The sequence below is a fragment of the Candidatus Pelagadaptatus aseana genome (assembly GCF_040362265.1).
Classification (GTDB): domain Bacteria; phylum Pseudomonadota; class Gammaproteobacteria; order Pseudomonadales; family Cellvibrionaceae; genus Pelagadaptatus; species Pelagadaptatus aseana.
The window spans coordinates 150366-174007 of the sequence record NZ_BAABNJ010000003.1 but is presented as its reverse complement, the minus strand read 5'-3'; the positions used below and the strand labels follow the sequence as shown (position 1 = coordinate 174007).

General features: G+C 53.2%; 15 protein-coding genes. 7 read left to right on the top strand and 8 right to left on the bottom strand.

Annotated features, from left to right (window positions below):
- Positions 1-67: 67 nt before the first annotated feature.
- From ACPXV9_RS05525 to ACPXV9_RS05495, 7 genes are all read right to left on the bottom strand, one after another.
- Positions 68-1057 (bottom strand): LLM class flavin-dependent oxidoreductase, encoded by a 990-nt coding sequence (locus ACPXV9_RS05525; RefSeq protein ID WP_423895316.1) that lies wholly within the window; start codon positions 1055-1057, stop codon positions 68-70.
- An 81-nt stretch (positions 1058-1138) separates the two neighbouring features.
- Positions 1139-2839 carry a BatD family protein gene (locus ACPXV9_RS05520; RefSeq protein WP_423895314.1) on the bottom strand — a complete coding sequence of 567 codons (1701 nt, stop codon included), beginning with the start codon at positions 2837-2839 and terminating at the stop codon, positions 1139-1141.
- Between the two features lie 19 nt (positions 2840-2858).
- Positions 2859-4787 carry a VWA domain-containing protein gene (locus ACPXV9_RS05515; protein ID WP_423895312.1) on the bottom strand — a complete coding sequence of 643 codons (1929 nt, stop codon included), beginning with the start codon at positions 4785-4787 and terminating at the stop codon, positions 2859-2861.
- A complete protein-coding gene (locus ACPXV9_RS05510) occupies positions 4780-5817 on the bottom strand; it encodes a VWA domain-containing protein (RefSeq protein ID WP_423895310.1) in 1038 nt (345 codons plus the stop codon). Before ACPXV9_RS05510 ends, ACPXV9_RS05515 begins: the two co-directional genes overlap by 8 nt.
- Positions 5811-6392 carry a DUF4381 domain-containing protein gene (locus ACPXV9_RS05505; protein WP_423895308.1) on the bottom strand — a complete coding sequence of 194 codons (582 nt, stop codon included), beginning with the start codon at positions 6390-6392 and terminating at the stop codon, positions 5811-5813. The genes ACPXV9_RS05510 and ACPXV9_RS05505 overlap by 7 nt, the downstream gene beginning before the upstream one ends.
- Positions 6380-7351, bottom strand: coding sequence for a DUF58 domain-containing protein (locus tag ACPXV9_RS05500; protein WP_423895307.1), 972 nt, complete (start codon positions 7349-7351; stop codon positions 6380-6382). The genes ACPXV9_RS05505 and ACPXV9_RS05500 overlap by 13 nt, the downstream gene beginning before the upstream one ends.
- The gene (locus tag ACPXV9_RS05495; RefSeq protein WP_423895305.1) at positions 7344-8303 is read right to left on the bottom strand and encodes an AAA family ATPase; all 960 of its coding nucleotides are present in this window, start codon (positions 8301-8303) and stop codon (positions 7344-7346) included. Before ACPXV9_RS05495 ends, ACPXV9_RS05500 begins: the two co-directional genes overlap by 8 nt.
- Positions 8304-8558: 255 nt before the next feature.
- Here ACPXV9_RS05495 and ACPXV9_RS05490 point away from each other — a divergent pair, with 255 nt between their 5' ends.
- Positions 8559-13475: an NAD-glutamate dehydrogenase gene (locus ACPXV9_RS05490; protein ID WP_423895303.1), complete on the top strand. Its 4917-nt coding sequence runs from the start codon at positions 8559-8561 to the stop codon at positions 13473-13475.
- Positions 13476-13514: 39 nt separating this feature from the next.
- A complete protein-coding gene (locus ACPXV9_RS05485) occupies positions 13515-13736 on the top strand; it encodes a DUF2835 domain-containing protein (RefSeq protein WP_423895301.1) in 222 nt (73 codons plus the stop codon).
- On the opposite strand, the gene ACPXV9_RS05480 is transcribed toward ACPXV9_RS05485, so the two are convergent.
- The gene (locus ACPXV9_RS05480; protein WP_423895299.1) at positions 13733-14596 is read right to left on the bottom strand and encodes a LysR family transcriptional regulator; all 864 of its coding nucleotides are present in this window, start codon (positions 14594-14596) and stop codon (positions 13733-13735) included. The genes ACPXV9_RS05485 and ACPXV9_RS05480 overlap by 4 nt on opposite strands.
- Positions 14597-15082: 486 nt before the next feature.
- Here ACPXV9_RS05480 and leuC point away from each other — a divergent pair, with 486 nt between their 5' ends.
- From leuC to ACPXV9_RS05455, 5 genes are all read left to right on the top strand, one after another.
- Positions 15083-16501: a 3-isopropylmalate dehydratase large subunit gene (leuC, locus tag ACPXV9_RS05475; protein ID WP_423895297.1), complete on the top strand. Its 1419-nt coding sequence runs from the start codon at positions 15083-15085 to the stop codon at positions 16499-16501.
- A 13-nt stretch (positions 16502-16514) separates the two neighbouring features.
- The gene (leuD, locus tag ACPXV9_RS05470) at positions 16515-17168 is read left to right on the top strand and encodes a 3-isopropylmalate dehydratase small subunit (RefSeq protein ID WP_423895295.1); all 654 of its coding nucleotides are present in this window, start codon (positions 16515-16517) and stop codon (positions 17166-17168) included.
- Between the two features lie 17 nt (positions 17169-17185).
- A complete protein-coding gene (gene leuB, locus ACPXV9_RS05465; RefSeq protein ID WP_423895294.1) occupies positions 17186-18271 on the top strand; it encodes a 3-isopropylmalate dehydrogenase in 1086 nt (361 codons plus the stop codon).
- Between the two features lie 90 nt (positions 18272-18361).
- Positions 18362-19471, top strand: coding sequence for an aspartate-semialdehyde dehydrogenase (gene asd, locus ACPXV9_RS05460; protein WP_423895292.1), 1110 nt, complete (start codon positions 18362-18364; stop codon positions 19469-19471).
- Between the two features lie 372 nt (positions 19472-19843).
- Positions 19844-23569, top strand: coding sequence for a FimV/HubP family polar landmark protein (locus tag ACPXV9_RS05455; RefSeq protein WP_423895290.1), 3726 nt, complete (start codon positions 19844-19846; stop codon positions 23567-23569).
- Positions 23570-23642: the final 73 nt, after the last annotated feature.

Sequence of the window (23642 nt, the reverse complement as noted above, 5' to 3'; positions counted from 1 at the left end):
CGATAGAGTTTCAGTATAACCGCGTTTGTTTTTTTGATGTGCTTATGGCCCTATTCAATCACAGGGCTCAGGGGTTGCCCATGACTTGAGACAATATGTCAAATGACTTCAATCGTGCCTGATGGTCGTGGATGCTGCCGGTGACCATCAGTTCATCGACACCCGTGTGATCGATAAAATCCCAGATTTTATTCTCCACAGTGGTTTTTGAGCCTATTGCCGAGCAGGCCAGTACCTGGTTCAGTAGTGCTCTTTCCTGCGGCGCCAAGGTTCCCATAAATCCTTCTCTGGGAGCGGGCAATTTACCCGGATTGCCCTGACGTAATTTCAAAAAGCTCTGTTGTAATGATGTGGCAAGGTAAGTGGCTTCATCGTCGGTATCCGCCGCGATTACATTGAAACCGGCCATAACATAGGGTTCGCGGAGCTTATCTGAGGGTTGGAACTGGCGTCGGTACAGTTCGATGGCCTCGTGCAGTTGTGCCGGAGCAAAATGGGATGCGAAGGCGTAAGGCAGGCCGAGGGCGGCGGCCAGTTGGGCCCCAAACAGGCTGGAGCCGAGGATCCAGACGGGAATGTCCAAGCCCGCTCCGGGAACGGCGATAACCTTCTGGCCCGGTTCTAGGGGATCGAAGTAATGCATCAGTTCCTGTACATCACGCGGGAATCGGTTGTCATCGCCGTGCAGATTTCGGCGCAGGGCATAGGCGGTGGCGCCATCGGTACCGGGGGCTCTGCCTAACCCCAGATCTATCCTGCCGGGGTACAGGGTTTCGAGGGTGCCGAACTGTTCGGCGATCTGTAACGGGGCGTGGTTGGGCAGCATAATGCCACCAGCGCCAACCCGGATCCGTTCAGTGCCGGCTGCAATGTGCCCGATCACCACCGATGTGGCTGCGCTGGCAATGCCTTCCATATTGTGATGTTCGGCCAGCCAATAGCGGTTGAAACCCCGGTTTTCGGCAAACTGGGCCAGAGACAAGGCGTTGGCCAGCGCCTCTCGAGGGGTTTGGTTGTCGGCTACAGGGCAGAGGTCGAGAATGGAATAGCGGATCATGGGGTTTTGCCGTCAATGTTATATGAGGTTTGCTCAAGACTTGCTGCTGCGAGTAACCAATATGTTAGTTGTATTGTCTAGCTAGGCTGACTTGTACAGTGGTGGTAATGAGCTCTTTTCCGGTTGCTCTGCGGTGTTGATTTTTACTCTGCCGATGCCTTGCTTTAAAGCATCAATCAACGCCGGAGGCAGGCGCTGTTCTTCGCTGCCATAAAGTTGGTGATCCAGTGCTGTGAGGCTTTCAGAAAAATCTGTGTCGTCACAATACCGGGCCAGTTGTTGCAGGCCGGTCAATCCTGAATCGTCAAAGTGTGTCTGCCCCCACTGAATTAACGCTTGGCGTGCCTGAGTAGGATCACCGGATTCCAGAGCTTGGTGTAAGGCTTTTGGGTCTATGGCGGGTTTGACTGGTTTTTTGTCAGGGGTTGGCATGGGGTGGCCGGATCTGCGTGCGCTGAGCCACAAGCCCGCAAAAAGCAGGGTACTCAGGGTGGTGAGAAGCGTAGTGTAAAACCAGACAGGGTTGCTGTTGGTCGTTTGTGTCGGATTTGCTTCATCGGCGGAGATTGCAGTTGGCTCTGGTTCCAGAATTGCGACGGGTGCCGCAGTACCTTCGACCTGAATGGTTTGTATTGGCAGTCGGCTTTCTCGCATGCGTTTGGCTTCGGTGTCCCACCACTTCAAGGTAACGGCGGGTAGGGTAATGGTGCCGGGTTTGTTGGCGACGATGGCGTAGCTTTCCTGCTTTATGGTGGTGACGCCTTGTGCAGACAATTGTTCGTCGCTCTGCGGTTGATCCGGGTAGTAGCTCAATCCGGTCATGGGCTCAATGGTCAGAGGCGGTAATTGGGCGGCGGTCACGCCCTCGGCTTTGATGGTGATATTGCGGGTGATGGGCTCACCCACTTTAAAGGTGTCTGGCGCCTGACTCCAACTTTGCTGCAGCTCAATCTGACGCGCAGGCAGCCAGACGTCAGCATCATAGGTGCCGGGTTGGGCAAGGATATTGACGGTCTTCTCCGGGGTGCGCAGATTGATTTTTTTACCATTGCGGGCAAAGGGATCGGAGTAAAACGGGTCGCGTCGATAGTTCTGTTGATTGATCACCACACTCCACAGACCTGAAGGTACGGTTAAGCTGCCACTTTGCTGCGGAAATAAAGCGTACTTGATTTCGACAACGCCGTAGGCTTTGCCGTTGATGGTTTTCTGATACTGGTTCTCACTGATCTTTTTAACTTCAGCGCCCTGAACATCGAAATCGGTTCGATCCAGACTGTGCAGGTTGACCGAGGTGAACAGCCGCACCGTGTAGATGATTTGCTCTTGCACAAAGGCCGATGTTTTATCGAGGGCGACTTCCATAAACACCGGTTGATTGGCGACCTGCCCACTGTAAACCGGGGATTTTTTCACCTGCACCTCAATGGCATCGGTAAAGGCACCTTTGAACTCGAAAGAGGGGATTAGTAACTTGCCTTCACGCTTGGGTGCCAAGGTTATTTTCCACTGGGTCCAGGATTCCGCTTTGCCGTTGACGCTGTGGTATTGCTGGTTGCGGCGTTGGCTGAGGATATCGAAATTGTTTTCCAGTTGGCTCAGGTCCGGTTCACCAAACAGCACCTGCTCGTAATAGCGCAGTTGTAAGGTCAAAGTCTCTTCCACTGACAGGGTGTTGCGATCCACTTGCGCTGTAAATTGGGTTGTCGCATTGGCGACATTGACCATCGATATGGCAAGCAGTAATGCCAGTGACACAATAAGCGGGCGTTTTTTGTTCATATAATCTTTCATCATGGTATTACCAGCGCTCGGTGGCATTGTTTTCTGGGGGTTGCCAGGTGCCCTGTTGGTACTGTTTGCGACGCTGGTGGTATTGGTATTCGAATTTTTTGCGCATCAGCCCGGAAGGATCGTCCGGCACCTTGCGCAGATATTGCTCCAGAGCCTGTTGTTGTTCTTTCTGCTCCGGTGTCAGCTCTTCACTGGCTTGCATTTGAGCAGGATTTTGCTGGTCGGCTTGTTGCTGTGACTGTTGTTCAGGGGATTGCTGTTCGGGCGATTGCTCTGAATCTTGTGGCTCAGCTTGGTCTGGTTTGGCTTGCTGTTGCGGTTGATTTTGTTGCTGGGAATTTTCCGATTGCTGATTTTGTGATTCAGAATCGCTCTGATTGCCCGACTGCTGATCGGATTGTGACTGCTGGCCCTGATTCTGCTGTTGTTCGCCTTGTTGTTGGTTTTGTTGTTGGCCCTGCTGGTTTTGTTGATCCTGATTCTGCTGGTCAGAATTTTCCTGCGAGTCGCCTTGTTGGTTTTGCTGCTGGTTTTGCTGTTGCTGTAACAGGTCTTCAATCAGTTTCTGATTAAACCGGGCGTCTTCCAGCTCCGGATTTTTCTCCAGAGCCTGTTCATAGGCCTCAACCGCGTCCTCCAGTTTGCCCGCTCTGGCCAGAGCATTACCCCGGTTGTAGTGGCCACTGGCGGTGTCCTGACGGGCGTAAGAGTCGGCGGCGGCCTCGAATTCTTCCGCCTGATAATGAGATGCGGCGGCCCAGTCGTTGTTTTTAAAGGTTTTGGCCGCTTCGCTGGGTTGCCCCTGTTCAAGCAGCGCCTGTCCCTGTTGATCGGCGGTTTGCCACAGGTCTTGCCAGTCGAATGCGTAGACTGGTTGCGGGTTGGGCAGGGTAATCAGGACCAGCGGCAAACCCACAGACAAAAGCCAGCCGCGACGAAATCCCAGCAGCAGTAGCGGCAACAACAGCAGGGCCAGCCAGGGACCGCGGTCCTGCCAGAGGTCAAATTCACGTTCCACTTCCCGGGTATTTTGATCCAGCAACTTCGGCGGCTGCGCCAGTGCTTTGATGTCGGCATCGGTGGCTGCCAGCGTGCGGTAGATGCCACCGTGGGCGCGACTTAACTGCTGCAGTTCACCGCTGTTGAGTTTCGCCAGTACGATGCCGCCATTGCGATCTTTGGCAAAGCCACCACTGCTGATCGGAATGGGGGCGCCGGCGTCACTGCCTACGCCCAGAATCGACAGCGTAATCTGGTTGCCGATTTGGTCATTAATGGTGCTGATGCCAGCAGGATCAATGCCATCGGTAATCATGAGCAATTCACCCTGACTGATGCCACTGTCGGAAAATAATTGCAGTGCCAGCTCAACCGCCATTTCGGGGTTGCTGCCAGCCAGAGGCATAACATTGGGTGACAGGGATGGCACCAGACTGGTTATGGTGCGGGTGTCATCGGTGAGCGGGGTGATGACATGGGCCTCACCGGCGAATGCCACCAGAGCCGTGAGGCCCTCCTCACGGGCTTTGAGGAAATCAATCAATTTCAGTCGGGCCCGAACCAGCCGTGAGGGTTTGACATCCTGTGCCAGCATCGAGGGCGACAGATCCAACAGGACCACCATGGCGCGCTCGGATTTGTGAATGGGTTGCGGGATTTTTTCCCAGCTGGGGCCCGCCATGGCCACTGATCCGATGGTCCAGATCAGTGCCAGTCCCAGCAGTGGCAGGCGGCTGATGGCTTGCCGCTGGCCTTGCAGCAGATGTTGCAGCAGTGCTTCGGGAATTAATTGCTGCCAGCCACTGTGGCGACTTTGCTGGCGCCACAGCAGGGTGACAGCTATCAGACACAGGGGCAATGCCAGCAACCAGAGCGGTCTTTGCCAGTGAAAGTGTTCAATAAAAATATCCATGGCGGCGGATAAGCCTTCAGTCATGGGCGGCCTCCGATGATCCTGATAGCCGCGGCCGGGCGAAGCTGGCAACGTGCACCAACAGCCATATCAGGCTCAGAGCAAAAGCCAACCCCAGTGGCCAGTGGAACAGGGATTTGGTGGGGCGGAATACCTCACTGTCCTGCTCGGATGGTTCCAGAGTATCCATCACAGCGTAAATCTGTTGCAGGTCCTGCAGTGAGCGTGCCCGAAAATACTGGCCCCCGGTGCTATCGGCAATGGTGCGCAGCGTATCTTCGTCGAGATCCACCGAAGGATTGATCCGGCGGGCACCAAAGCCGGTGCCGAACAGCCCCGGCTTGATCATCTCATCGGCACCAATGCCGATGGTGTAGATTTTTACCTGAGCCTGAGTGGCCAGATCCGCCGCTTTCAGCGGTTGGATTTCGCCGGCGGTGTTGGCGCCATCAGTCAGAAGAATCAATACCCGACTTTCCTGTGGCCGTTCCCTGAGGCGTTTAACGCTCAGGGCGATGGCATCGCCGATGGCGGTTTTCTCTCCGGCAAAACCCAGCTGGGCTTCCTGAAGCAGGCGGTCGACGGTATTGCGATCAAAGGTCAGTGGCGCCTGCAGGTAGGCGCGGGTGCCGAACAGGATCAAGCCCAGGCGATCGGCTTCACGGCGCTGGACAAAATCCCCCACGACTTTTTTCACCGTCATCAGGCGATTGATGGTTTCACCTTGCCACTCCATATCCGGGGTTTCCATACTGCCGGAAATATCCACGGCCAGTAACAGATCCCGGCCGCTGGCGGGCAGGTTGATGGGCTCACCGATCCACATGGGGCGAGCGCAAGCCAGCAGGGTTGCTGTCCAGATGAGCGATAGAGCGAATAACTTTAGCTTGGAACTGTTACCGGCTTTTAGGCTGTGACCACTGTCGGGTTGCAGACGATCATAAAAAGGTACCAGCAGGGCGGCGGAGTCCTTTTTCGCTGCCGGCACCAACCAGTAAACCAGCAGGGGCAGGGGTAACAGCCAGAGTAATTGCGGCCATTCCAGAGTCAGCATGTCGTTTGCCCTCCGTTGCTGACCGAGTCATCCAGTTTGTGCCTGTGTTGCCTAATCCAGCTTCGGGCAAACTGGCAGATCTGCTGTTGCAAGGCCTGATGATTGTCTGCCTTGGGCCGGGCGTAACTGCTATCAATCCAAAATTGTCTGAGATCTTCGGGGATGCTGATACCACTGCTGTGCTGCAAAAAATCCAGCCACGATTCACCGTGCAGATTGCCACTGAAGTGGCAGGGGTAAGCGGCGATTGCGGTTCGTTTGAGCAGAGTGTTAATCGCTTGTAGCAGAGACTGATCGCTGTTTTGCTGGGTTTCAATCCGGCCCAAATGCGTCAGTGCCTCTTGCCGATAGCGGTTGCGTTGGCGCTGGCGGCGCCAAAGTACAATGGCGGTGCTGATGGCCGTAATCAATAACAGGGCGAGCAGCCACCAGCCCGGTGCCAGAGGCAGATTGCTGATGGCTTCCTGAGGCAGATGAATGTCCCGCAGTTGCGCCAGAGGATCAGCCGCTTGAGGCGCTTGTGGCATGCCCGGCGTTAATGCTTGCTGTGTCATTGCGGGTGTTAACGTCGGCATGGCTTTTTCCCGAACATTGATTGCAGTTGGCTGTAAGCCGACAGCTCGGTGGTCAATGACAGTTGAGGCAAACCCAGTCTTCTGGCGCTTTGCTGCAATTTTCCCCGTTCTTGTTCAAAGGCTTGCTGGTACTGGTCGCGCAATTGCCGGTTATGGCTATTGAGTCGTCTCCTCTGGCGGCCGTTGCTGATGGTCAGCAGGTTGCTGGCGGGCAGGTTTTGTTCCAGTGGGTCGACAATGTGCAACAGGGTCACATCGCAGTGGCGACTCAGTTGGTAGAGTCGTTCTTCGCATTCGCTGTCAAAGCCTGAGAAGTCACTGATGATCACCACGGCACTGCCGGGTTTGGCGATGCGGCGCAGATCGTTAAGCCGAATGGCCAGTGGTATTGCCTGATCATCGTCAACAGGGCTTGTAAGCGAGTGATTGAATCGATCAATTTCCTGCAGCAGGCTGAGCTGGGCATGACGGTTACGCTGAGGGCGCAAATCACGCTCTTCGGTATCGTTAAAGATCAGTCCGCCGATACGATCGTTGTTGCCCAGAGCGACCCAGCCCAGAATGGCGGCGCAATGGGCCGCCAGTACCGACTTGAAGCAGGTACGGCTGCCAAAGAACATGCCCGGGCGTTGGTCGACCATCAGGATTACCGGACGCTCACGCTCTTCGCGAAACAGCTTGGTGTGGGTCACCTGAGTGCGGGCGGTTACCCGCCAGTCAATGCTGCGAATATCGTCACCGGCCTGATAGTGGCGAACCTCTTCAAACTCCATGCCGCGACCGCGAAAGCGGGTGCGAAAGCCGCCGGCCAGTTGTGAGCGACTCAGCTGGAGAGGCGATAAACGCAGATCACCGGCGACAAATCGGAGGTTGAGCAAATCCTCGAGGCGGGTATAGGCCCCTTCGGCGGGTTTTTGAAAGTCCAGCTTGGTGTTCATACTTGGGTACGAATCAGACAACGGGAACCGCTTGCAGCAGTGCCTGAATCACCTGGTCGGCATTGATGCCACTGGCTTCGGCCTCAAAACTCAATAACAGACGGTGGCGGAATACGTCGGGCAAGATGGCCTGTACGTCGTCGGGGCTGACAAAATCCTTGCCCTGCAACCAGGCGTGGGCACGGGCACAGCGATCCAAGGCAATGGTGCCTCGGGGGCTGACGCCAAACTCGATCCACTGTGCCAGCTGCTCACCGTATTGCGCGGGCTCCCGGGTGGCGATGGTCAGTTGCACGATATAGTCTTCGACCGCCTCAGCCATGTGGATATTTAAAACCTGCTCGCGCATGGCAAACAGGTCTTGCTGGCTCAACTTGGGTGGCGCAGCGGCTTCGACATGAGCGGCTTCATTGCGAGCCAGTCGCAAAATATTTTTTTCGGCACTTGCACCGGGATAGTAGACCGGGACATGCATCAGAAAGCGATCCAGCTGTGCCTCTGGCAGAGGGTAGGTGCCTTCCTGCTCAATGGGGTTTTGGGTCGCCATCACCAGAAACAGCTCGGGCAGGGGATAGGTGTGACGTCCCACACTGATCTGGCGCTCGGCCATGGCTTCCAATAATGCTGATTGCACCTTGGCAGGCGCCCGGTTGATTTCATCGGCCAGCACCAGATTGTGGAAGATCGGGCCGCTCTGGAATTCGAAGGTGGCGGTTTCCGGGCGGTAGATATCTGTACCGGTGACGTCTGACGGCAGCAAATCGGGGGTGAACTGGATGCGGTGGAATTCACCATCAATACCCTTGGACAAATCTTTAATGGCCTTGGTTTTGGCCAGCCCGGGGGCGCCTTCCACCAGTAGATGGCCATCGGCCAGCAGGGCAATCAGCAGGCGGTTTATCAAGTGCTCCTGGCCAATAATTTGAGCTTCCAGCCATTGTTTCAGAGAGTCGAGAGCCGCTTGTTGGGTCATGTCGTTCAGTTGTCCTTTTCCGGAAATTATTTTGTTTTATTAGGCAGCGAAGGATTCTACAGGGCGAAGTGCATTGTCTCCAGCGATTTACCCGGTGTCACGCTGGTTTGGTAGGCCGATTTTTTTGATTCAGGTTCCCTTTGATGATGATTTCATGGTCTATGCTTAGACACAGTTATGGCCAACTCTTAATGTAAATTCTAAGAAGTGGGCTGCCGATAATAATGAGTGATGGACTGTTTAAGGAATGATTGAATGGATATAAGCATGGTGGCGTCAGAATCAAAAGAATCACTGTTGCGCCAGTTGGGAGAGTGTATTGATGAAAAGCTCGAGAAAAAAGAAGCTCAGCAACTGAAAACTTTTTCCAGCATCTATTTTGATAAATACCCTCTGAGCGAGCTGGAAGGGCGTGCCATTAACGATGTGTTCGGCAGCCTTTACTTCTGGTGGAATTATGTCCAGTCCCGCCCCGATGACTGCGCCAAGGTTCGTGTCTTTAACCCCAATCTCGAAGAGGATGGCTGGCTTTGCGGGCACACGGTTATTGTTGTCGCGCAGAAGGATATGCCTTTTCTGGTGGACTCCATCCGCATTGAAATCAAGCGCAGAAATATTGAAATACATGCGGTGAAGAGCACGCTGGTCACCGCGGCACGTGATGCCAAGGGCGAGTTGCTTGACCTGTTGCCCCGTGATGGTGACTACAAAAACACCAAGAACAAAAAACACCATCAGGAAGCCATGGTGTATTTTGAAATCAATCTTCACACGGATGAGTCGGCTATGTCGGAGCTGGCAAAGGGGATTGAACAGGTACTGCGATACGTCAACGCTGCGGTCGAAGACTATAAGCCTATGATCAAGGCCTGTGGCGAAGTCGCCAAGGGTCTCAAGCAGGCGGGAGAGTCGGTATTGCCTGCTGCTGTGAAAGAGAGTCAGCAGTTTCTCAAGTGGATGGAAAAGGGCCATTACACCTTTCTGGGCTACTCCGAATATGAATTTTTAGAGCAGGGCGGTGAGAAATTGCTGCGCGAGGTTCCCGATAAGCGTCTGGGGATCTTCCGCGAAAGTAACACCACTACCGAGCCTGTCGCGGTGGATGATTTTAACCCCGGGATGTCGCGCTTTTACCTGAGCCCTCAGGTGCTGTCATTTACCAAATCCTCAATGCGCTCAAGAGTGCACCGCTACGCCTATTCCGATTATGTGGTGGTAAAGCGTTTTGATGGGAACGGTAAAGTGATTGGCGAGTCTCGCTTTTTGGGACTCTACACGTCTCCGGTTTACAGTTTGTCGCCATCCCTGATTCCGGTGATGCGCGAAAAGGTGTCGCGGGTAATGGAGCGCTCGGGTCTGCATAACGACAGCCACGACGGCAAGGCCCTCAGACGCGTACTGGAAACCTTCCCCCGCGACGAGTTGCTGCAAAGCAGTGAATCGGAGCTGTTTGAAACGGCGCTGGATGTGGCCAATATTCAGGAGCGCCATATGGTGCGTCTGTATATGCGCCGCGACCCCTACGGCAAGTTCGTCAACTGCACTCTTTATGTTCCGAGGGATGACTTTAATACCCAGACTCGGGAAAAAATTCAGGCGTTGATTGGTGAGGCTGTTCACTCCGAAGAGTTGGAGTTTACCACCTATTTCTCCGAGTCGGTGCTGGCACGATGCCACATCGTTTTTAAGCTACAAGCCGGCGCAGAGCTGGATTACGATGTAAAACGCCTTGAGTCTCAGGTTATTGATATCACCCGGAGCTGGGAAGATCGTTTGCGAGACTCCCTGTGTGATTCCCATGGAGAGGAAAGTGGCGCCCGCCTGTTTGAGCAGTATCAGAATGCTTTTTCTTCCGGCTATCAGGAAAACTTTGAAGCCCGTGCCGCAGTCCATGACATAGATTCCATCTGTGAGCTGGATGACAGTGATACCCTGGCGATGAGCTTTTACCAGCCCATTGGTGCCGAGACCAATATGGTGCGCTTCAAGGTGTTTCGTCTGAGCGAACAATTGGAGTTGTCCGACATCATTCCGCTGCTCGAAAATCTGGGGCTTCGGGTTATTGGTGAGCACCCGTATCGGATTCGCAGTGCCGATGGTGACGATGTCTGGATGCACGATTTTGATCTCAAGTACGCCAATTCCGAGAGTATCGATTTTCATCAGGCCCGAGGACACTTTCAGGATGCCTTTGAATCCATCTGGCGGGGCAGTGCCGAGAGTGACAGTTTTAACCATCTGGTGCTGGGGGCGCGTCTGGAGTGGCGTGAGGTGTCTGTTTTGCGGGCTTATGCCTGTTATATGAAGCAGACCAATTTCCCTTTCAGCAAGACCTATATCGCGGCTACCCTGACCAATCATCTGGAGATTACCCGCAATCTGGTGGCACTGTTCAAGTCCTGCTTTGATCCCCGCCTGAATCACGGTACGGAAAAAGATCTGGAGCGAATTGCCCGGCTGGAGAGCAAGATTATCCAGAGTCTGGATGACGTCTCAAATCTCAATGAAGACCGCATTATCCGCCGTTATCTGGACGTCATACGTGGCACCTTGCGCACCAATTTTTTCCAGATGGATAAAGACGGGGAGCATAAAGATTATATTTCCTTCAAGTTCAGCACTCGCGATATCCCGGATGTGCCAGAACCGCGGCCCATGTTTGAAATTTTTGTGTTTTCGCCCTGCATTGAAGGTGTGCACTTGCGCGGCGGTCAGGTGGCGCGTGGCGGCTTACGCTGGTCCGACCGCCTGCAGGATTACCGCACAGAAGTTCTGGGTCTGGTCAAAGCCCAGCAGGTAAAAAATGCGGTGATTGTTCCCAATGGTGCCAAGGGTGGCTTTGTGGTCAAGCGCCCACCCAAAGAAGGCGGTCGCGAAGCCTTTATGAAAGAGGGGGTGCGCTGCTATCAGATCTTTATCCGCGGTCTGCTCGACGTCACCGATAACATCATCGAAGGTGAAATAGTGCCGCCACAAAACGTGGTGCGCCGCGATCCCGATGATCCCTATCTGGTGGTTGCGGCGGATAAGGGCACGGCCACCTTTTCCGATATCGCCAATGAAATTTCGCTGGAGTACAACCACTGGCTGGGTGATGCCTTCGCTTCCGGAGGCAGTCAGGGTTATGACCATAAGGGTATGGGTATTACCGCGCGGGGTGCCTGGGTATCGGTGCAGCGCCATTTCAAAGAGAAGGGGCTGGATGTCCAGAAGCAAGACTTTACGGTTATTGGTATTGGCGATATGGCCGGTGATGTGTTCGGCAATGGCATGCTGATGTCTGAGCATATCCAGTTGACGGCGGCCTTTAATCATCTCCACATTTTTATCGACCCCAATCCGGATGCGGCCAAAAGCTTTAAAGAGCGTCAGCGGATGTTCAATACCCCGGGGGTGACCTGGGCAGACTACAACGACAAGCTGATCTCGGCCGGTGGGGGTGTGTTCTCCCGTGCGGCGAAAGCCATTCCCATCTCAAAGCAGATGCAGCAGCGATTCGATATCAAAGAGGATCGCCTGACACCTACCGAGTTGATTCACTCGCTGTTACAGGCGCCGGTGGATCTGATTTGGAATGGCGGTATTGGCACCTATGTCAAAGCCAAAACCGAAAGTCACGCGGACGTGGGAGACAAGGCTAACGATACGCTTCGGGTCAACGGTGAAGACCTGCGCTGTCGGGTGTTTGGTGAAGGCGGCAACCTGGGGCTGACCCAGCTGGGCCGGATCGAATTCTGTCTCAATGGCGGCGCCTGTAACAGTGACTTTATTGATAACGCCGCCGGGGTTGATTGCTCTGACCATGAGGTAAATATCAAGATCCTGCTTGATGGCATCATTGCGTCGGGGGATATGACCTCCAAACAGCGCAATAAGTTGTTGGCAGATATGACCGATACCGTGGCAGAGCTGGTATTGGATAACAACTACAAGCAGACGCAGGCGATTTCTCTGGCGGAGAGCCAGGTGCAATCCCGTGCAGGTGAATACCGGCGCTTTATGAATTATATGGAGGAGACCGGTCATCTTGATCGTGAGCTGGAATTCCTGCCTTCCGACGATGATCTGCTGGAGCGTCTGCAAGCCGGTCAATCACTGACCCGTCCTGAACTGTCGGTGTTGATTTCCTACGCCAAGGTGATGCTCAAAGAGGCTTTGGCCGATGAAGAACTGACTAATGACGAATACGTAGCCCGTTCCGTGGAAGAGGTATTTCCACCGGTGTTGCGCAAGAAATATTCGCCACAGATATTTGATCATCGCCTGCGTAAGGAGATCGTGGCGACTCAGGTGGCCAATGATATGGTCAATCACATGGGGATCAACTTTGCCCATCGCCTGACGGAGTCAACCGGCTCGGGATTGATTGATCTGGCCAAGGCCTATGTGGCTGCCCGCGATATCTACGCTATGCACGATGTTTTTGAATCCATTGAAAGTCTCGACTATCAGGTGGATTCCGCATTGCAGCACGATATTCAGTCACGCTTTATGCACCGTATGCGTCGGGCGACCCGTTGGTTGCTGCGCAATCGCCGGGGGCATCTGTCACCGAAAATCGAAGTAACCACCTATGCCAAGGCGGTCCAGAACGTGGTGGCAAAAATGCCGGATGTGATGTGCGGTGCACCCCAGCAGGAGTGGCAGGAAAAATGTCAGGAGTTGATGGATAAGGGCATCCCGAAAAAGCTGGCTGCTGAAACGGCTTTGCCAAGGATTCTCTACTCCGGACTGAGCATCGTCGATGCCGCGAAAACCATCGATGCCGACCCATTGGTGGTGGCTCGGGTGTATTTTCTGTTAGCCGATAAACTGGGGCTGCATTGGTTTGCCAAACAGATTGCCGATGTCACGGTTGAAAGCTTTTGGCAGGCGATGGCGCGTGAAGCCTTTATGGACGACGTGGAATCGCAGATGAAAACCCTGGCGGTTTCCATTTTGCGCCTGTCGGGAGGCAATGAAAATCTGGAGCAGGTGATCGAGATGTGGATTGAGCAGCATCAATTGCTGGTGGATCGCTGGCGCGCCATGATCACTGAGTTGCAGGCAGCTCCTGGTACCGACTACGCCATGTTCTCAGTGGCCTTACGTGAATTACTGGATCTGGCGCAAGCCAGTCAGCACTGTCAGACCTTGGAGGATGGTTCAATCGCCTGTAGCATTAACCCCTGATAGAGCAGTGTTTACCATTCAGGTTTTATGGCAGTACTTATGTCTGTACTACAGGTTGATATTTATATCAGTGCTGATGAATACGTCCGCAGCTATGCGGGCACGGTCAAGGATGTGATTACTCGCGCTCACGATGGGCGCACAGTCCGTTTTCCTGCCAATATCTTGCGCCCTTTTGTTACCCGAGACGGTATCAAAGGGCGTTTTCATATTCATTTTTCGCCAGACAATAAATTCGAGCGCATTGAAAAAGTGGGCTAAGCCCGCAATTCCTGCAGAAAAGCTTCGGCGGCATTGCTCAGGGATCGCCCCGAATGGCTGATGCAACCCAGTGTGCGCTCCAGCTTTACCTCTTTAAATGTCAATGGCTGCAACTGATCGTCAATAATGGTTGTGGGCAGGGCGCTCCAACCCAAACCAATAGTGACCATCATCTTGATGGTTTCCAGATAATTGGTGGGCATGGTCTGGTTGAGCGAGAGTTTGTGGCGGTGCATCAGGGCCTCTACTTTGCGGGTGGTTTCCGTGCCGGATTCGGGAAGCAGGGCCGGGTAATTGACCAGATCTCTGAGTTGAGGGTGGGGGTGTTCTGCCAGCGGATGGTGCTTGGCAACCACAAATTCCAGTGGGTCGGTCCAGAGAGGGGTGGTATCAATCCCTTGGATGGTGCCGCTGGTTAAGGTAATGATGGCTAATTCCACATCACCCCGATGCACTGCCTCATAGGCGGTATCGGAGTCGAGAAATTCCAGTTGCAGTTGAACGTTTGGGTATTGCTCGGTGTAGCGGCTCAGAATCGCCGGCAGGTGGTGCAGGCCGATATGGTGACTGGTGGCCACACGCAGTGTGCCCTGTACGGTGCCGCTTAGGTTGTGAATTTCCCGTTGGGCATCCTCCAGCTCTCCCAGAATGGTTTTGGCTCTGGGCAGCAGTGCTTTGCCGGCCTCCGTTAATTGCAGATTGCGGCCAATGCGGTCCAAGAGTTTGCTGTCGAGATTGTGTTCGAGGCTGGCCACCCGTTTGCTCACCGCCGGTTGGGTCAGGTGCAGCGTTTCTGCCGCCACCGAGAAGGACTGGCAGTCGGCTACCGTAACAAAGGCTTTGAGTTGGGATGTGTCCATAGCGTTTTTTGTATTCGCAGGGAATTCATGGGTTATTAAATTCTATTCCAAAAAGGAATTCAATTTATGAAAATTATGAATTTGTTTTATTGTTGGCCTGTGAATATTATGGCGGCTGTAAAATTAGTCTTATTAAAGTGACTTTGGCTTTCAAGCCATCGGTCGGCTACTGGGTAATGCTTTCTGAGACACGCCGTGAATACATCCCTGTAGGCTCGGTTGCCGCATCCCTGCGGCAAACGGTCCCAGAAAGCACCACCCAGCATCCTCCCTTGCATTGTGCCTTTCTCGAAATTGGTTCATAGCAGGGCGGGTGTCGGTGTGAGGGTTGGAGACCTTTACAGACAGGGATGTCTGTAAAGAGCCCCCATGGATGGGTTAACGGCGTGTCTCCAACCCTCACCCCGGTGGCCGACCGGGAAAAGAAATTCGAACGCTTTCTTAAGCGGTATATCGATAGTTAAAACATCAAATCAGAGGTCTGTCATGGCAGGTAAAACCCTTTACGACAAATTGTGGGATGCCCACTTGGTCAGAGCGCGCGACGATGGTTCCGCATTGATCTACATCGATCGTCACATTATTCACGAAGTGACCACGCCCCAGGCGTTTGAAGGTCTGCGTATGGCCGATCGCAAGCCATGGCGGGTGGACAGTATTCTGGCTACGCCGGATCACAACGTGCCTACCACTTCGAAAGAACGCGCCTCTGGTGTGCAAGGTATCGAAGATTCCGTATCCCGTATTCAGGTGCAGACCCTGGACGATAACTGCGACGAGTTTGGTATCACTGAATTCAAGATTAACGACCGCCGCCAGGGTATTGTCCATGTGATTGGTCCTGAGACCGGCGCCTGTCTGCCGGGTATGACCATTGTCTGTGGTGACTCTCATACCGCGACTAATGGCGCACTGGGTGCTCTGGCTCATGGTATTGGTACGTCTGAAGTTGAGCACGTAATGGCGACCCAGTGTCTGGTGGCCAAGAAGATGAAAAACCTGCTGATCAAGGTTGAAGGTCAGTTGGGCGCTGGGGTGACCTCCAAAGATGTGGTGCTGGCCATTATTGGTGAGATCGGCACTGCCGGTGGTACCGGTTACGCCATGGAATTTGGCGGTCAGGTGTTCCGCGATATGTCCATGGAAGGTCGCATGACCGTTTGTAATATGGCCATCGAGGCGGGCGCTCGCGCCGGCATGGTGGCGGTGGATGATACTACCATCGACTACGTGAACGGCCGTACCTACGCACCAAAAGGCGATCAGTGGGAAGCCGCTGTTGCCGACTGGCGCAATCTGGTCAGTGATGACGATGCGGTATTCGACAAAGTGGTTGAAATAGACGGCAGCCAGATCAAGCCTCAGGTGAGCTGGGGTACGTCTCCAGAGATGGTTCTGCCGGTTGACGCCTCTGTACCCAATCCTGCCAATGAGTCCGATGCGGTTAAGAAAGCCGGTATCGAACGCGCGCTGGAATATATGGGGCTGGAAGCGGACCAGAAGATCACCGATATCAAGGTTGATCGTGTGTTTATCGGTTCCTGCACCAACTCTCGCATCGAAGATGTTCGCGCTGCTGCTGAAGTGGCCAAGGGCCGCAAGGTGGCTGGCAATGTGATTCAGGCTTTGGTTGTGCCGGGCTCTGGTGAGGTTAAGGCTCAGGCTGAAGAAGAGGGGCTGGACAAGATTCTGGTTGAGGCCGGTTTTGAATGGCGTGAGCCCGGTTGTTCCATGTGTCTGGCGATGAACGCCGACAAGTTGGGCAATGGTGAGCATTGCGCGTCTACCTCTAACCGCAACTTTGAAGGTCGTCAGGGCTACGGTGGCCGCACCCATCTGGTGAGCCCGGCCATGGCTGCTGCTGCGGCGGTTGCCGGTCATTTTGTTGATGTTCGTGATCTTTAATAGGGGATAACTGATGAAAAGCTTTACTCAAATCAAAGGTATCGCCGCGCCTATGGATCGCGCCAATGTCGATACCGATATGATCATTCCCAAGAATTTCCTGAAATCCATCAAGCGTACCGGTTTTGGTAAAAACCTGTTTGACGAACTGCGCTATCTGGATGAGGGACAGCCGGATCAGGATTGCAGTGGTCGTCCGCTGAATATGGACTTCCCGTTGAACTTCCCGCGCTATCAAGGTGCTCAGGTTTTGCTGGCCCGTGAAAACTTTGGTTGTGGTTCCAGTCGTGAGCACGCGCCCTGGGCTCTGGATGACTATGGGTTCCGCTGCGTGATTGCGCCGAGCTACGCCGATATTTTCTTTAACAACTCGTTCAAGAACGGCTTGTTGCCGATCATTCTCTCCGAAGAGATTGTCAATCAGTTGTTTGAGGAAATGTACGCAACCGAAGGCTATGAGCTGAGCGTGGATCTGGCGGCCCAGACCGTAACCACACCGTCCGGTGAGTCTTTCTCTTTTGAGGTGGATGAGTTCCGTAAGCACTGCCTGCTCAATGGCCTGGATGATATCGGTCTGACCCTGCAGGATGCCGACGCCATTCGCGCTTACGAAGAACAGCGTAAGCAATCCGCGCCCTGGTTGTTTGGCGCAATCCAGCCTGAATAATTGTTGAGAATTGGAAAATGAGTAAGAACGTACTGATTATGGAAGGGGACGGTATCGGCCCCGAAATCATCGCTGAGGCCCGCAAGGTGCTGGAAGTGGTTAACGAGCAGGACAATTTGGGCCTGCAATTTACTGAAGCCATGCTGGGTGGTCGCGCCTACGATAAGCACGGTCATCCCTACCCGGAAGAGACCCGCGCAGCGGCGCTGGCTGCCGATGCCATCCTGTTTGGTTCTGTGGGTGGTCCGCAGTGGGATGGCAAGACCGAGCGCCATCTGCGTCCGGAAGCTGGCTTGCTGGATATTCGCAGTCATCTGGATCTGTTTGCCAATCTGCGCCCGGCTATTACCTTTGCCCAACTGGCCGATGCTTCGCCGCTGAAACCTGAATTGGTTGCCGGTCTGGATATTCTGATCGTGCGCGAGTTGACTGGTGGTATCTACTTTGGTGAGCCTCGAGGTATTCGCACTCTGGAGAACGGTGAGCGTCAGGGTTTCAATACCGACGTTTATTCTGAGTCCGAAATCCGCCGCATTGCCAAGGTTGCTTTCGAAGCGGCACAGAAGCGCGACAAGAAAGTCTGTTCTGTCGATAAAGCCAATGTTATGGAAGTGACGGTTCTCTGGCGTGAAGTCATGGAAGAGGTGGCCAAGGACTACCCGGATGTCGAGCTGACCCATATGTACGTGGACAACGCCGCCATGCAGTTGGTGGTTAATCCCAAGCAGTTTGATGTGATTGTGACGGGTAACCTGTTTGGTGACATCCTCTCGGATGAAGCCTCCATGCTGACCGGTTCCATTGGTATGCTGCCATCGGCTTCATTGAATGAGTCTAATAAGGGATTCTATGAGCCGTCTCACGGTTCAGCGCCCGATATTGCCGGTCAGAATATTGCCAATCCACTGGCGACGATTATGTCGGCGGCCATGATGCTGCGTTATTCCCTGGGTGCTGGAGCTTCTGCTGACAAGGTTGAGCAGGCGGTTTCCAATGTGTTGGATCAGGGCTTGCGCACGGGCGATATCATGTCGGAGGGTATGACCCGGGTGTCCACATCTGAGATGGGTGATGCCGTCGCCAAAGCGGTTGCCGAACTGTAAATTGGTGTAGGCGACTGATGAGTCGGCTATGTGGTATCATCGCCGGCTCATTCACTTCAGTTGATTTAATCTATTTAGAGAGCAGTAATAATGCGTGTAGGATTTGTTGGTTGGCGGGGCATGGTTGGCTCCGTATTGATGGAGCGTATGCTCGAATCCAATGACTTTGCCGATATCGAACCGGTGTTTTTTACCACCTCCAATGTAGGTGGTACAGGACCGTCTATTGGTAAGGATATTCCTACATTGAAAGACGCCTACGACATCAGTGAGCTGGCCAAATTGGAAGCCATTGTTTCCTGTCAGGGTGGTGACTACACCAAGAAAGTATTTGCTGACTTGCGCGCCAGTGGGTGGGATGGCTATTGGATTGATGCGGCTTCCAGTCTGCGCATGGCTGACGATGCCATTATTGTGCTGGATCCGGTCAACATGAATGTGATCAAGGACGGTCTGGCCAAAGGTGTTAAAAACTACATTGGTGGTAACTGTACGGTCAGCCTGATGTTGATGGGGCTGGGTGGTTTGTTCCAACAGGGTATGGTTGAGTGGGTTTCGGCTATGACCTATCAGGCCGCCAGTGGTGCCGGTGCTCAGAATATGCGTGAGTTGATCTCACAAATGGGCGTGCTGCGTGATACCGTGGCTGATGAACTGGCCAATCCGGCCAGTGCCATTCTGGATATCGATCAGAAAATTACCGATGTTATGCGCTCGGCTGACTTCCCGACGGATAATTTTGGTCATCCGCTGGCCGGCAGTTTGCTGCCGTTTATTGATACTCAGCTCGATAATGGCCAGAGCAGAGAAGAGTGGAAGGGTCAGTCGGAAACCAACAAAATCCTGGGTCGCTCCGGCAACCCGGTTGCCATCGATGGTACCTGTGTACGGATTGGTGCCATGCGCTGTCACAGTCAGGCGTTAACCATCAAGCTGAATCAAAGTGTGCCGTTGGATGAGGTAGAGTCGATCCTGGCTGAGGCCAATGACTGGTCTCAGGTTGTGCCCAATGAGCGGGAAGCAACTATGCGTGATCTGACGCCAACCAAAGTCACCGGTACGTTGAATGTGCCTGTGGGTCGCTTGCGTAAGATGAATATGGGATCTGATTATCTGAATGCGTTCACCGTGGGAGATCAGCTATTGTGGGGGGCTGCAGAGCCGCTGCGTAGAATGTTACGAATTCTTGTTGAGGGTTAAGCATAACCTTCTTCGAATTCCTCGAAAGCCCGCTTATGCGGGCTTTTTTGTGCGCGAATTCAAGGAGATTGAGTGCCGAATTCTGCAAGCTTAACCATACGCTTGACGCGCTTGGTCAGAGTCCACTGGGTTGTGCTTCTTGATTTTTGCGTTCTAAGGGCTTTGTTTACCCCCGTTTGTTGCGAAAAAGCTATTTATAATGAATACTTACGACGATTAGTGAAGAAGTATTCTAGGTTTGTCGTCTAAGCTGCATGACTTGGGGTGAATTTGTGCATGCTTGATAAGCCTTTTTGGGGATAAGCCGGTAGGGAATCCGGAAGATAATGAATGGCGTATCGCCACGGAAAACAAATATAAAGGAAGAGTATTATGCGTCTTCGTAAGCTGGCGTTGGCAGTAGGGTTGGCAGGAGCTTTGAGTGCCGAAATGGCAAGCGCTCTGGGACTCGGGGAAATCAAGCTGAATTCAGACTTGAATGAGCCCTTGGATGCTGAAATCAAGCTGCTGCAAACAAGAGAGCTCACTGACAGTGAAATTCTTGTTTCTCTGGCATCCAAGGATGATTTCAGGAATTCCGGAGTTGAGCGCATATTCTTCCTAAATGATCTCAAGTTCAAAGTTGATCTCAACAGTCCCAGAGGTGCCGTTGTTAGGGTTACCTCCAAGAAGCCTGTGCGTGAGCCCTATCTGAATTTCCTGATCCAGACTCAGTGGCCCAATGGGCGTATTCTGCGTGAATACACTCTTTTGATGGACTTGCCCGTGTTCAGTCAGGACACCGCCAAGCCGGTGGTGCGTGCTGCAGCTGCCCCAAAGCCAAAAGCGTCACAACCCCAACCAGCCCCGGCTCCCAGAACCCCTGAACCAGCCAAGGTCGAGTCAAAACCTGAGCCTCGCCAGGCTGCTGCAGAGCCGCGGGCTAGTAAAAGCTATGGCTCAGACAGTTATGGGCCCGTCAAAATTTCTGACACTCTCTGGGAAATTGCTCTGAAGGTACGCCCGGATAACAGTTTTTCAGTACAGCAGACCATGTTGGCCATTCAGCGCATTAACCCAGAGGCTTTTATTCGCGGTAACATCAATTTGTTACGCAAAGGTCAGGTTCTGCGTGTTCCAAGCGCGGATGATATTCGCTCTATGAGTGCCCGTGAGGCCATCAGTCAGGTGGCGGTTCAAAATAATGCCTGGGAAGGTGCTGCATCGGTTGCAGGTCCACAATTGGATGCCAGCAAGCCGGTGGCCCAGAGTCGTCCACAGGCCGAAAAAGTGGAAGGGCGTCTGACTCTGGCGTCGTCTTCCGCTACTGATAGCTCAGGCAACGGACAAATGGGTTCTGGTGGTGATGGTGCCGACACGGAAGCTCTGCAAAACGAACTCGCCATTTCTCTGGAGGAGCTGGATAAAGCCAGCCGCGAGAATAAAGAATTAAAAGAACGCATTGACGAGCTTGAAGATCAGATTTCTACCATGGAGCGCCTGATTGAGGTCTCAAATCAGGAAATGCGTGCATTGCAGTTGGCCAGTGAGCAAAAAGCTCAGGCTGAAGAAGCCGTCGCTGCTGCTGATGACGCTCTGCAGCAGGCTGACGCCGCTGAAGGTGTTGTTGCCGAGGATTCTGCCTTGTTGGAAGAGGGTGCGGATGATTCTGAGGCGTCTACAGAGACTGTTTCAGCTGAAGAAGATCAAATTGCTGTCACTGAACCTGAAATGTCTGCCCAAGAGCAAGCCGAGGTGGCTCAGCCTGTGGTGACCCCTCAGACTCAGGTCATACCTCAACCTAAGACTGGCCTAATGGATACCATTATGGCCAATATCCAGTTGGTGGCTGCTGGTGCGGCTGCTTTGCTGTTGGCGCTGTTTCTGATTCTGCGTCGTCGTAAATCTGAAGATGAAGACGTTGCTTTGGAGTCGTTGGATTCCACAACGGCTTCGGAAATGGATGACAGTTTCGATTCTGGTGAGGAAATCGGTTCAGCGGAAGATTTTGCATCCGACGATATGGGTGAAGATCTGGATTTGGATGTCGATCAGGAAGATCTGTCCGAAGATGATGGTGTTACTGGTTCTGAAACCGGTGATGCTGTCGCTGAAGCGGATATTTACATTGCCTACGGCAAATTCGATCAGGCCGAAGAAATGTTGGTTAAGGCAATCGACGAAGGCGATGCTGGCGTTGATGCTCATTTGAAGCTTCTCGAAGTTTATGCAGAGTCAGATAACCTCGATAAATTTGATCGCCAGTACGCAACAGTATTGGGGCTTGGTGATGATTCAGCTGCGACTCGAGCGGCTGAGTTGCGTCAGCATTTTGCTGATGCACCAGAATTTGATGCGTCTGCATTGGAGCTTGATCAGGCTGAAAGTGCAGAAGCTGAGTTGGCTGAAACCGAGGGCGATCAAGGGTTGGATTTCGATTTCGGTGAGCTGGAGGCTGCGGAAGATACTGCGGTTGATGCAGGTCAGGAAGAAACCGAGACGTTCGATTTTGATCTGGATCTGGATGAAGATTTGAAATTGGATTCTGAGACCGCGGAAGCTGGTGATGGTCTGCCGGATCTGGACTTCGATTTTGATTCAGGTACCGAGGCAGATGCCGGTACAGACGTTGCTCAGTCCGATGAATTTGAGCTTAATCTGGATTCTGATGGCGCGCTTGAGCTGGAGTCACTTGATCTCGAATTGGGTGAGTCGGCTGTAACTGATTCCGAGTCCGCTGTGCTGGATTTGGACCTCGATCTTGATCTGGAGAGTGAAATTGAGGGTATGGATGGCGGCTCCGTCGAGGATGCCGGTCCGTCACAGGAAGCAGAGTTCAACGAAGGTTTTGCACTCGATGTCGATGCTCTGAGTGAGATTGACGATCAGGGTGTTGAGCTGGATCTCGATCTGGATGAAGGCTCACTGGAAGTGGCTACAGATGAAGAGCCCGGTCTGGATGCTATTTCACTGGATCTGGAAGAGGCCACGGCTGTTAGCGAAGCTGAAAACGCCGACGCTGAGCCGGCGGATGAGTTTCAGTCTTTTGATTTGAGTGGAGACGCTCTGGAGCCCGATGTTCCCGAAGATTCAGAGGAAGCAGACTTTGATCTGGAGCTTGGTGGTGATGTCGATTTGGCTTCTTTGGATGAAGATCTGGAGGCATTGTCCGGCGAGTTGGAGGCATCTGAAGACGAAGTACCAGAGGCAGAACTGGAAGTGCCAGAGGCGGATCTGGATGGTGATCTCGATCTGAGTTCGGATCTTGATTTGAGTCTGGAAGGTGATGAGGGCGCGGTGTCAGATGATCTGGATGTCGCTGTGGAACTGGATACCTCTTTTGATCCGGACGCTGATGTTTCTGCTGATCAAGCGCTGGAGTCTTTGGCTGAGTCTGTTGCAGAGCAGCATGAAGAGGCTGGGGAGTTGTCGCTGGGTGAAGATTTCGACATGGATATCTCATCCGATCTGGAGAGCGACCTCTCAGATATTGAGGAGCTGTCGGTAGAATCGGACACTGAGTCGGATGACATCGCCAGTTTTGATAGCGAGCAGTTGGCGTCTGAGTCAGATCTGTCTGCGGTTGAGGGTGTCGACTTGGCGGCTGAAGATCTGGATCTGGGCGATGATTCTTTGGGTCTTGATATGTCCGCGGTCGATGAGTCTTCAGACATTGAAGCGGAAGGTGTCGAGTTGGATCAAACCGACGATGTTGAGTTGGATTTGGCTGCAGATATTCAATCTGAGGATGGCGAGCCTGAAACGGCTGAGTCTCTGGGCGAGTCTGCTGACGATGCATCGGCAACTGAGACGGATCTGGCGGAAACCGAAGATGAGGTCTTTTCACAGGCTTTGTCTGATCTTCCGGATGCCAGTGATCTGGATTTCAGTGCGGAAAATCTTGCTGCCGGTACTGATGGCTTAGTGGCAGAAGATGAGCTTGAAGCTGAACTCGATTTTCTGTCTGAAACCGATGAGGTGTCCACCAAGCTTGATCTGGCGCGTGCTTACATTGATATGGGTGATAAGGAAGGTGCCAAGGATATTCTGGATGAAGTGGTTCAGGATGGTAATGACGAGCAGAAGCAACAGGCCGAAGAGCTACTCTCCCGAGTTTGATTGTTTCTGAGTCCCTGGGACTTTTCAAATAAGGCTCTGTGCAGTAATGTGCAGAGCCTTTTTTGTGCACCAA

Coding starts and splice junctions, on each gene's coding strand:
- ACPXV9_RS05525 (WP_423895316.1), bottom strand. CDS start 1,057: ATGATCCGCTATTCCATTCTCGACCTCTGCCCTGTAGCCGACAACCAA.
- ACPXV9_RS05520 (WP_423895314.1), bottom strand. CDS start 2,839: ATGAACAAAAAACGCCCGCTTATTGTGTCACTGGCATTACTGCTTGCC.
- ACPXV9_RS05515 (WP_423895312.1), bottom strand. CDS start 4,787: ATGACTGAAGGCTTATCCGCCGCCATGGATATTTTTATTGAACACTTT.
- ACPXV9_RS05510 (WP_423895310.1), bottom strand. CDS start 5,817: ATGCTGACTCTGGAATGGCCGCAATTACTCTGGCTGTTACCCCTGCCC.
- ACPXV9_RS05505 (WP_423895308.1), bottom strand. CDS start 6,392: ATGCCGACGTTAACACCCGCAATGACACAGCAAGCATTAACGCCGGGC.
- ACPXV9_RS05495 (WP_423895305.1), bottom strand. CDS start 8,303: ATGACCCAACAAGCGGCTCTCGACTCTCTGAAACAATGGCTGGAAGCT.
- ACPXV9_RS05490 (WP_423895303.1), top strand. CDS start 8,559: ATGGATATAAGCATGGTGGCGTCAGAATCAAAAGAATCACTGTTGCGC.
- ACPXV9_RS05485 (WP_423895301.1), top strand. CDS start 13,515: ATGTCTGTACTACAGGTTGATATTTATATCAGTGCTGATGAATACGTC.
- ACPXV9_RS05480 (WP_423895299.1), bottom strand. CDS start 14,596: ATGGACACATCCCAACTCAAAGCCTTTGTTACGGTAGCCGACTGCCAG.
- leuC (WP_423895297.1), top strand. CDS start 15,083: ATGGCAGGTAAAACCCTTTACGACAAATTGTGGGATGCCCACTTGGTC.
- leuD (WP_423895295.1), top strand. CDS start 16,515: ATGAAAAGCTTTACTCAAATCAAAGGTATCGCCGCGCCTATGGATCGC.
- leuB (WP_423895294.1), top strand. CDS start 17,186: ATGAGTAAGAACGTACTGATTATGGAAGGGGACGGTATCGGCCCCGAA.
- asd (WP_423895292.1), top strand. CDS start 18,362: ATGCGTGTAGGATTTGTTGGTTGGCGGGGCATGGTTGGCTCCGTATTG.
- ACPXV9_RS05455 (WP_423895290.1), top strand. CDS start 19,844: ATGCGTCTTCGTAAGCTGGCGTTGGCAGTAGGGTTGGCAGGAGCTTTG.